6 protein-coding genes are annotated in these 10,071 nt (G+C 61.3%); 3 read left to right on the top strand and 3 right to left on the bottom strand.

Going from position 1 to position 10,071, the window contains the following annotated elements:
* Positions 1 to 527: hypothetical protein (locus tag WBP53_RS01205; RefSeq protein WP_423925116.1), on the bottom strand; the 527-nt coding region annotated here is incomplete at its 3' end.
* Between the two features lie 402 nt (positions 528 to 929).
* Between WBP53_RS01205 and WBP53_RS01200 the strand changes: the two genes are divergently transcribed.
* Positions 930 to 1,091: a hypothetical protein gene (locus WBP53_RS01200; protein WP_423925114.1), complete on the top strand. Its 162-nt coding sequence runs from the start codon at positions 930 to 932 to the stop codon at positions 1,089 to 1,091.
* A 238-nt stretch (positions 1,092 to 1,329) separates the two neighbouring features.
* Positions 1,330 to 3,513, top strand: coding sequence for a hypothetical protein (locus tag WBP53_RS01195; protein ID WP_423925112.1), 2,184 nt, complete (start codon positions 1,330 to 1,332; stop codon positions 3,511 to 3,513).
* Positions 3,514 to 3,964: 451 nt separating this feature from the next.
* On the opposite strand, the gene WBP53_RS01190 is transcribed toward WBP53_RS01195, so the two are convergent.
* Positions 3,965 to 5,809, bottom strand: a complete 1,845-nt coding sequence (locus WBP53_RS01190) for an LTA synthase family protein (protein WP_423925110.1) — start codon at positions 5,807 to 5,809, stop codon at positions 3,965 to 3,967.
* A 152-nt stretch (positions 5,810 to 5,961) separates the two neighbouring features.
* On the opposite strand from WBP53_RS01190, the gene glnE reads away from it, so the two are divergent.
* Complete coding sequence (gene glnE / locus WBP53_RS01185) at positions 5,962 to 8,823, top strand: bifunctional [glutamate--ammonia ligase]-adenylyl-L-tyrosine phosphorylase/[glutamate--ammonia-ligase] adenylyltransferase (protein WP_423925108.1); 2,862 nt, start codon at positions 5,962 to 5,964, stop codon at positions 8,821 to 8,823.
* 15 nt (positions 8,824 to 8,838) lie between these two features.
* Here glnE and WBP53_RS01180 read toward each other — a convergent pair whose 3' ends face one another.
* Complete coding sequence (locus WBP53_RS01180; protein ID WP_423925106.1) at positions 8,839 to 9,774, bottom strand: mitochondrial fission ELM1 family protein; 936 nt, start codon at positions 9,772 to 9,774, stop codon at positions 8,839 to 8,841.
* Positions 9,775 to 10,071: the final 297 nt, after the last annotated feature.

Genomic DNA, 10,071 nt, shown 5'->3' with positions numbered 1-10,071 from the left:
CGCGGATCGTCGGCGGGGATTCCTTCGTACTGGGCCATCACTTCGCCAAGCACCTGAAACGCACCTTTGGCATGCAGTGCGCGTACCTCTGCGGGGGTGCGCGTAGCGACGTGTGACTGTGAGTTGTCGGATCCGATGCGCAGATCCAGTCCGACCATGATTCGCTCGGGGGCTGCCGCCTTCCAGACTTTCATGAGCTCCGGTTCACCGCTGACCATGCCGATGATGTTGCGCTTCTCCATCACCGCAATGGTGTCTTGCATGACCTGCTTGTCGCTCGTTGCGGCGAGGATTGGCCCCTCGCACGGAGGCATTCGTGAAAACGTCAGTCCCTCTTCGATGGCAACTGAATTGTCCCAGCGCGGCATGATGGAAAACGGAGCGCACATGGGCGGCGGATTCGGCCCCATGTAGTCGGCATGCCGCGCGTGCAGGTGCATGTCGATGATCGGCAGGGCCTGCGTCGCGCAAGCCGACAGCGGAACAAGAACCAATCCCAGCATCAAGGCAGAGTCGATTGCTTTCAAGGAGTCACCTCTTAATGATTCGTGGAACTTCTTTGCTGCTGAACGTCATCGGGACTAAGTGACGCTTGGTTCTTGTCTCTTTCCGGACATAACTGCCAGTACATGCTCGATCACCACCGCATGGTCTAGCAAGAGCCTGAACCGCGTCGGGAAACTTGCCCAGGTATTCGCCGCAATGTCTTTGTCGAAACAAGTTCGAAGTTGCATGACTTCAGCCATGGTGTGACTGGTCGGAACGCAGAGCGTTTCGAACGAATAGTTCCTTCACCCCTTTCTTGAAACGTAAAACGGCGCGGCCAGGGGCCACGCAAGTTGTCAAAACCGAAAACCGGGGCCGAATGCATGATTTCGCGCACGTCGTGGCTGCGGCCAGCATGGGAGTACAGCCTCTTAGGTCACGTCATGGCTCGTATTGCATCGGTAGACTGGTTGCGCCGAGCAGCGACGGCTTCAGTGGTAGCGCGTTATTCCGGTGAGCCGCTCGACCAGGCGCACGATCATGACATCGCCCTGCGAACCGACGCCTTCCGGCGACGTTTCCTTACCTTCATCTACGGCCTTTGAAAGAAAGCAGCACGGATTTGCAGTTCACGGTACAGACTCGCCGAATAGACCATTGCGGCGCCGCCGGGTAGCCGTGCCTGCCTATATCCACGCAAGAATAAGGCTTGCGGGGCCCGGCGTCGGCACGGGGCTCGTGGCCATGCGACGCCTGGCTACACGAAGGAGTGCGTTGCCTTATGATTCGCCCATCGGAGCGGCGCCGTGTTCGCCTTGCTCCGACACACTTTCAAGGGGAGTTATGCGTACTTTCTTGCGTCGGACAGCCTGGTTCTTCCTCGGCTTCATTGCGGTCTACCTGGTCGCAGGAAATGTTTTCCTCAACAGCCCGATCGGCGAATGGGCGATCAATCGCAAGCCCGAAAAGTTTCAGTTGCACTGGTCGCACGGGGTGACCTGGTGGCCGGGCTACGCCACGCTTTGGAACGTCAAGGTCAATGGCCATGTGCGCCACGTGCTGTGGAACGCGGAGACTCCGCGAGGGCGGGCGCGCATTGCAATCCTGCCGCTGTTCAAGAAAGAGTTGGACATGCCCTGGATCGAAGCGGATGTTGTCACCGGAGAAGTTGCCCACACCGCTGTCGACATGCCGCCACCGCCTTATCGACCCGGTGGCTGGACCATACGGCTGGAACACATCCGGAGCAATCAGATCGAGCATGCAAAAGTAGTCGGGATCGACATCGACCTCGACGGCAGTGCTGATTTCGGATTCGCCAAACAGCTGCGCGATGGACCCTGGGAGATCCTGCCGACAAGTTTTGATCTGCGCAGCGTTCGCGTGCGTCATGACAACAAGGAATTGCTGCATGACGGCCACTTTTCGGGAGGCTTCTCGATTGCCTCGCACACGCATCGGGAGGTGTCTGGCCTGGCTACCCTGAAGCTCCTCGACGTGCGCTTGCGAATGGAAAGTGAGCTGCCGGCCGTGGAAGTTGATCTAGATTCCAGCGGGCACTGGCACGGCGCGATCGCCAAGGCTGGCAAACCCGGGCGACTCGATGTGGATCTTGTCTGGGAGCGTGGAAGATTTGCAAACGGCGGGCACGTCGATGTCAATGTGCCGTTGTTCGCGAAGTCTTCAGCCATGCAATTCGAGGCAGCGGCGAGTCTGCGTGCCCGAGTTGAGCAGGGCGGTTATTCCCTTGAAGCCGATTTGCCAGCACCGCCAGATGGGCTGGGATCGGCACATGCGCGATTGTTCTACGAGCAACCCGAATCCATAGACCCGCCTGATGCAAAGGAAGCATTGCGACGCACCTCCGGAACGCTGGTGCTGGATTGGCGGTTCAAATCCCTCGACTGGCTGGGGCCTCTTCTGGTCAAGACGCCCTGGCTCAAGCTGCAGGGGGCCGGACGCATCGATGCGGATCTGAAACTCCGTTCCGGCAAGCTCGAACCTGGCAGTCGGGTTGACGTGCCCGAAGTTGAACTTGTGGCCATGGTTGCAGGGCACCGCTTCCACGGCATGGCGAAGACGCATGGGCTCATGAGGGCGGATGCCCTCGTAAGCGAAGGGGCGACTGGTCAGGAGGTCAGTGTCGATTTCAGTCTCGACGAATTTGACATTGTTGCCGAGGATGAGCCCGAAAAAATGCTTGCCTCCGGCAGGGATTTGCAGATCAGGCTGGATTCGCAGGGAGATCTCGCCCATTTCCGCGACAAGCTTCTTGCAAGTCTTCGTTTCGGCAAGGCCGAAGTGCCGGATCTGCGTGCCTTGAACGTTTATCTTCCGGCGAACACGGTGCAGTTTCTGGGCGGATCGACCGCACTGAGCAGTGACCTGACACTCAACGAGGCGGGCCATGTCACGCGCGGCCAGGTGGGTCTGGATGCAACAGCCGTACAGGCGCAATTCGGGACGATCCGCCTGACAACCGATATCAAGCTCGATGCCCAGCTCGCCGGGACCGACATCAAACAGCGATTGTTCGATCTCAACAACAGTTCACTCAAGTTGAGTCGGGTCAAGGTGGTTGATGACGGACGCACCGCAGGTCAATCGTGGTGGGCCAACATTGCGCTCGACGGCGGCAGGATCGTAGCCAAGCGTCCACTGAACATCGATGCCAACGTGCGCACGCAGATGAAGGACGTGGGCTTGTTGCTGGCAGTGTTCACCCGCCACAAGGACTATCCGAAGTGGGTGTTGAAATTGATCAACAAGGGCGAACTGAAGGCCAGTGGCAGGCTGCAGATGCGGGACAGGACACTGATCATCGATCCACTCCAGTCCGAGAACGACCGCCTTGATGTGGAGGCCAGGTTGCAACTTGGTGCAGCCGGCACTGATGGCGATCTGCTGATCCACTGGGGCCTGCTCAGTCTTGGCGTGGAGCTCGAGCAGAACAAGCACAAGTTTCATCTCATGCACGCCAAGGAGTGGTTCGCAAAGCAGCCGGCGCTGCTGCCCGCAAGCAACTGAGCGGATACCCCGGTGTGGCGTTCGAAGCACGCGATCTTGCGCAGGCCGGAATCGGAAATTCGCCCTAGACCGTGAGTGGCCAGGCAGCCATGGGCGAGTTTGAAAAATGAATGTGGCACCCTCTCATCACGGTGCCATTGTTTTGGCTGTTACAGCCTGAAGTGCGATTTTGAACCCTGACTCGACAGCCGGGCATGGCGTTTTGACATCAGATGCGGGAAGGATCTGATTCGCATTCCGTGTCACAGGTTCGCATGCTCCGGACCCGCAGCGCCCCCTGCCACCCGCCGATGTTGCGCTGCGGCGTGGCAAATGTCGAAAAATCATTAGTATTGCGTTATCAGGTGTTAAACCTCGTGGGGAGGGAGAGCCCGCCGCGGCAGCAATGCCCGGCGGGTTTTTTATGGTCGTGGGCGGCGTGTATGCCAGCAATGCAGGTGCAGTTGCTGGTTTATGGCGCAATCGCCGTATCCCTGATTCCGGCGGCCGAATCCAGCGCGCTGTCGATGACAGGTTCGAGTTCGCCGCGGAACCGCAGTTGCCCCATGGCCCGCAGCTCGCCTGGCAGGGTACCAGCGGAATCCATGGGCTTGGCGGGCAGGCTGTCGCGCAAGGCACCGAGTGCCGAGAAATAGCGATCACCACTGATCCCCGCTGCCTCGAGAAGAATGCTCGGCAACAGCCACGATGTTGTATCGGGCTGGGTGCTTGAAGACGAAAACGTGCGCCCGTTGTCGAGCAGCAACCAGGGTACCGGTTGGGCTTTGGGGCCCTCGCCGTCGACAAATCCGATCTGATGGTAGACCGGCGGCAAGGCCGGCAGGTGGTCGCCATAGAACAGCAACAAGGTACGCCGCTTGCGCTTTTGCAGCGCTTCGGCAAGGCGGCCCAGTTCGTGGTCGGCATCCTCGAGCAGGTAGAGATAGTTGCGCAGCCAGTACTCGCCCCCTTCATCAAGGCCCGGCGGCAACTTGAGGCTGGCCAATCGCTTCTCATCGAGCCCGGGGCGCCAGTCGAATGGTCCGTGGTTCTCCATGCTGATGGCAAAGATCATCTGCGGCGGACCGTCCTCGTCGAGCTCGGCCAGCACGCGATCCGTCAACGCGGCATCGCCAGTGAACAGGCCGACAATGGTCTCCTTCGGGAATGCCTTGCCGTCGATGAACTGGTCGAAGCCGATTTGCTTGAATGCCTGGTTGCGGTTCCAGAACACACCGCTGTTCGGATGGATTGCCGTGGTCTGGTAACCCTGCCGCGACAGCGTGCGCACAATGCCCGGGATCGGCTGCTCGGCGATCTCGAAATACGGGTATTGCACGCCGGGAAAGAATTCCAGGGCAAGGCCGGTGAGGAACTCGAACTCGGTGCGAATCGTGCCACCGGCGAAGGTCGGCACTTTCATGTTGCCAGACAGACCCTGGCGGGCCAGCCGATGGAAGTTGGGAAGATAGGTATCGGTGGGCGCATTGCTCAGGCGCGCCGGATCGAACAGCGACTCGCTCTGCACAATGACGATGTCGGGCCGCGTGCCTTCGGGCATGCCCATGGCGGAAGAGTTCGGCGCAAGGCGCAGGCGCAGGTTGTCGGCATTTGCGCGCAGCAAGTTTGTAGCCGCGCGGCGATCCGGTCGCAGCTCCTGACGCTGTGCCAGCTCCCAGTTGTAGAGTACGAGGTTGCTGACCACGCCGGCGCGCTTGGCGCTGTCGACCACCGACCAGGGTTCAAAGTGCAGGCGGCCGGCGCTGTACACCGAACGCCACGGCCCCCAGCCGCCGATCAGGCTGATGCCCAGGGCGAGCGTAGCAACGGCCACCGCTGCGCGGGTCCAGCCATGCATGGCCGGCCATGCTTTTTCGCGGAACAGCGCGACGGTCAGGGCTAGCACGCCAAGCAGGACAAGAATCGGGCCCAGACCTGCTCCGAGATAGTGGCTGAACAACGGCAGGGCCGAACCGAGATCGGACAGAAAGTGGAAATCACCTGGCAGCAGCGGCATTTCCAGTTGTTCGAGCTTGGCCGCATTGGCTGCGTAGCTGCCGACAATCAACAACAGCCCCAGCCAGCTGGACAGAATCACCCGCCGGGTCAGCGCGCTGAGCAGCAGCACGATCAGCAGGAACGGAATGATATTGAGCGCTGCCAGCTCCCACGATGGCGGTTCAGTACCAAACCATGGCCAGGTGAGGGCAGGGTCGTAGTAGCTGGCCAGAACCATGAAAGCGAGCACGACAACGCCAAGCCAGGCCAGTGAGAGCCGGTTTTGGCGTTCGACAACGTGAGGCGCGGATGCGGTCATGGATTCCATCGCGAGCTGCGGGGCCAGCAGGGCCGCGTAATCTGGGCGAAACGTGCTGAGTATAGGATGAACCGGGGAATTTCGGGTTAACCGCGCCCGAACGCGAAAACCGTGGCTGGCCGTGCCGCCCCGCCAGCTGCCAGAATCCACGCATGCCCCTGACTCCGCGCCCGCAAGCCATCGAAATCCTGCTCGACTCGAGACTGTCCCGGCTTGAAGCGATTTGTCGAGAGGCGGGTGTGCCGTTCTACGATGACGCTGGGGTTGATAGTCACCTTGAGCGCGTATTGCTCGCGAGCGACTACGCATTCGAGAGTTTCGTTCAGGACCCGCAATTGCTCGGGCCGGACCTGGTTCGCCTGATGAACGATCCGCGCCATGCCGACGCACGGACCGCACCCCTCGCCATGCCGCTGTCGGATTCGGAATTCCGCACCGAGATAAGACGCTTCCGACGCCGTGAATCGATTCGCCTGATCTGGCGTGACGTGAATAATGTGGACAAGGTCGAGACGACCCTGACCGGAGCCAGCGTACTTGCCGAGACCTGCCTGGAAATCGCATTGCGGCATGCCGAGCGGCAGCTCGCCGAGCGCCACGGTGTGTTGCGTACGGAATCGGGCGAGGTACAGCGTCTGGTCGTGCTTGCTCTAGGCAAGCTCGGTGGTGCCGAACTCAATTTTTCTTCCGACGTCGATCTTGTGCTGGCCTATGACGAAGGTGGCGGCACCAGTGACGGCGCGCGACCACTGGACGCCGAAATCTGGTACTCGCGTGTCTCCCAGCATCTGATTTCGCTGCTCGCCGACCGCACCCCGGACGGCTATGTCTATCGGGTTGATCTGCGTTTGCGACCTTTCGGCAACGTGGGCAGGGTCGCGCTCTCGTTTGCGGCGATGGAACAGTACTACCAGCGCGAAGGGCGCGATTGGGAACGCTATGCCTGGATCAAGGCGCGCCCGGTTGCCGGAGACAAGGCGGCGGGTGTTCGACTGCTTGCGACGCTGCGGCCGTTCGTGTTCCGACGCTACTTCGACTACACGGCTTTTGCCGGTTTGCGGGAAATGAAGGAGCTCATCGATGCCGAAGTCGCACGCAAGGATCTTGCCGACCACCTGAAGCTTGGACCCGGTGGCATCCGCGAAATCGAGTTCGTCGTACAGCTCGTGCAGTTGATCCGCGGAGGCCGCGAGCCTTCGTTGCGCGTTCGCGGATTGCTGCCGGCGCTATCGGCCTGCGAACAACTGGGCCTGATCAGTTCCCGCCGCAGCAAGCGGCTTGGCGAGGCTTACCGGTTCCTGCGTCGCGCAGAGAACCGCGTGCAGATGTTTGCCGACCAGCAGGTCCACGAGTTGCCGGCCGATGAAACACAGCGGCAGCGCATAGCGCTCGCGCTCGACTACCCGGGCTGGAGCGAGCTGATCAGTGAACTGGATCGTCATCGCGCGGCTGTCAGTGAAGAGTTCAATGCGGTGATGGCTCCAGCGCAGCGTGCGCGCAGTTCAGTACAAGCTGCCGAATGGAATGCCTTGTGGTTGCGCTGTTCGACGGATGGCGTAGATGCCGAGGCCTTGAGTGAGGCCGGATTTGACCCGGTGCAGCCGGTGGTCGGCGCCCTCGACGGCCTGCTTGGCAGTCCGATCCTGCGCGCGGCTTCCGCGCGTTCGCGCGAGCGCATCGATCGTGTGATTCCTGCGCTGTTCGCGGCGGCGGCGGACAGTGCCGCACCAAGTGCATGCCTGGTTCGACTGATTGGCCTGGTCCATGCGGTGGCACGCCGTTCGGCCTACCTGGCCTTGCTCGACGAACAACCGGTTGCATTGAAGCGCCTTACCGCCGTGTTTGCCGCCAGCGCCCTGCTCGCCGATCGCGTCATTGCACATCCCCTGTTGCTCGACGAACTGTTCGATGATCGAAGCGAGGGTCCGCCACCCGATCGCGAAGAGGTCGAGGCGGAAATCCAGCGTCGGCTCGGAGCCATGCATGACCAGGATCTGGAGCGCGAGATCGAGATGATCCAGGAGCAGCGCCTGGCGGCCTTGTTTCGCATCGGCCTTGCCTTCCTCGGCAAGCGGGTCGACGCCGAGCAGACCGCACGTGCGCTCGCCGCCGTGGCCGAGGCCATTCTTGCGAGTGTGCTGCGCATTGCCGAGCGCGACCTGGTTGCGGCGCACGGCACCATCGACGAGCGTCCCGGCGATGGCGTCGGGATGGTGGTCATCGGATACGGCAGCCTCGGTGGCATCGAACTTGGATTCGGCTCTGACCTGGACCTGGTCTTTGTCTACGATGGCAGTCATGCGGCGCTCGAATCGAATGGACCCAAGCCACTCGACGGCGCCCGCTACTACGCGCGCCTGGCACAGCGATTCGTGCATTTGCTGACCATGCTGACGCGCTCGGGCCGACTCTACGAAATCGATATCCGGCTCAGGCCCGATGGCGGAACCGGCCTGCTGGTGACCAGCCTTGACGCTTACGCCGCCTACCAGCAGGAGCGTGCCTGGACATGGGAGCACCAGGCCCTGGTCAGGGCACGTGCCGTAACCGGTGATGTGGGTCTCAGCCGCCGTTTCGCCGAAGCGCGCGCGGCAGCTCTCGATGCGCGTGTTTATGGCAGCGACTTGCGCAAGAAAATTGTCGACATGCGATCACGCTGGCGCCGCGAGAGTGACCGGTCCAGCGAGCATGTCCTCGACCTCAAGCAAGGGCTTGGCACCCTTGTCGATATCGAATTCATAGTCCAGGCACTGGTCCTCGAGCATGCGTCGGCGCATCCGCGCCTGCTTGAAGTGACCAACAGCGTCGATCTGATCGAAATGGCAGCCAGCGCCGATCTGCTCAATCCGATTCAGGCTGCGACCTTGCGCGATGCGCACATGTTACTGCTCGCGCGTTCGCTGGCCAGCAAGCTCGATGCGCGCCCGCGCATGGCATCGCGCGACCAGGAACTTGACGCCGCTACGCGGGGAGTTCTTGCGGTTGCGCGCGAGCTGGATCTTGCGTTCGATTGAGCCGCGACGAGTTGATTAACGCGACTGGTTCAAGCGCGCCCTGATTTGCGCAGCGACGTCTGCGGTCTCGCGCAGGATTTTGCCGGGATTGCCTGGCGTGGATCCAGCCAGGAATCCGCCTGCCTGGAGCGAGCGATGAAACTCGCCAAGTTTCCCTGCCAGGTCCTCGTTCGCGAATGCGCTGACGGGCTTGCCCGTGGCACAGGCCTCGGAGACCATGTTGACCGAATCCGGACTGACGATCAGTTCGTCCGACCAGGCAAGTATTCCGGCGTAGGGATTTTCGCCGTCTGCCGGCCCACCCCAGAACACACCTGGCCAGCGCGAGAATTCCGTGCGCAGTTGCGCGACCCGACCGGATGGCGTTCGGCGCGACGTGCTGACCAGAAAGCTGCCTCCGTGTTCTGCATGATGCTCGGAAAGCATGGCCAGCAGGCTGCGGAAGTAGCGATCATCAAGTGATGCCGCGGCGTTCGTGGCACCGATCAGGACGCCGGTGCGAGGATGGGGCAGCGCTGCGAGTTGACCAAAGCGTTCCCTGCCGTGCAGCAGCCACGCGTCGTCAACGGGGTTCAGAGCGCCGAGTGTCTTGATGACGTTCGTGCCCGACAACCGATCATGCTTGGGAGTGACCACCAGATCGAAAAGCTCCGGGCGCGTGCGCGGGTCGAGAATCTGTACGGTAAAGCAGCGCCCCTTGCTCCACGATCGCAGGCAACGAGTCAGCAATGCAGCCTTGCGCCCACAGCCAATCGCAATCTCCGGCCAGGGTGCCTTGATCGGCGCGCCCAGCGCATCTCGCATGGCTACGGCTGCGCCCCGGGTCAGGTGCGGGGAAAGCCAATCCCAGGGGTGCCTCAAGCGCAAATGCAGAACCCGCGGCTCCAGTCCTAGCGCACGGGCCAGTGCCAGCGCCTGGCGCTCATTGCCGGCAGCGCCGTCACTGATCACCCAGCAACTCGATTTGTGCCTGTCAGGAGACAATCAGGTTCTCTTCGCTATCATGGGTGGTCTTCGAAGGGCTCCGCAACGCAAAGGGGCCCTGCCATTGTCTACCAAGTGGCATCAATCCGTTGTCATTCATCGTGTTGATTGCGAACCACTCAACCCCAAGACTGTATTCCCTGCAGGGAGACAGATACTGCATCGCTAGGAGTTTTGATGAATAGTCCGCTGAACGATCTCGCGCTCGACCAGATATTCCGCACGGCACGCACATATCGGCGTTCCGCTGATGCCTGGCTCGAC

Source organism: Dokdonella sp., from assembly GCF_049593775.1.
Taxonomy (GTDB): Bacteria; Pseudomonadota; Gammaproteobacteria; order Xanthomonadales; family Rhodanobacteraceae; genus Dokdonella.
Note: the sequence above shows the minus strand (reverse complement) of the source record. Positions and strands in the feature narration are given on the sequence as shown.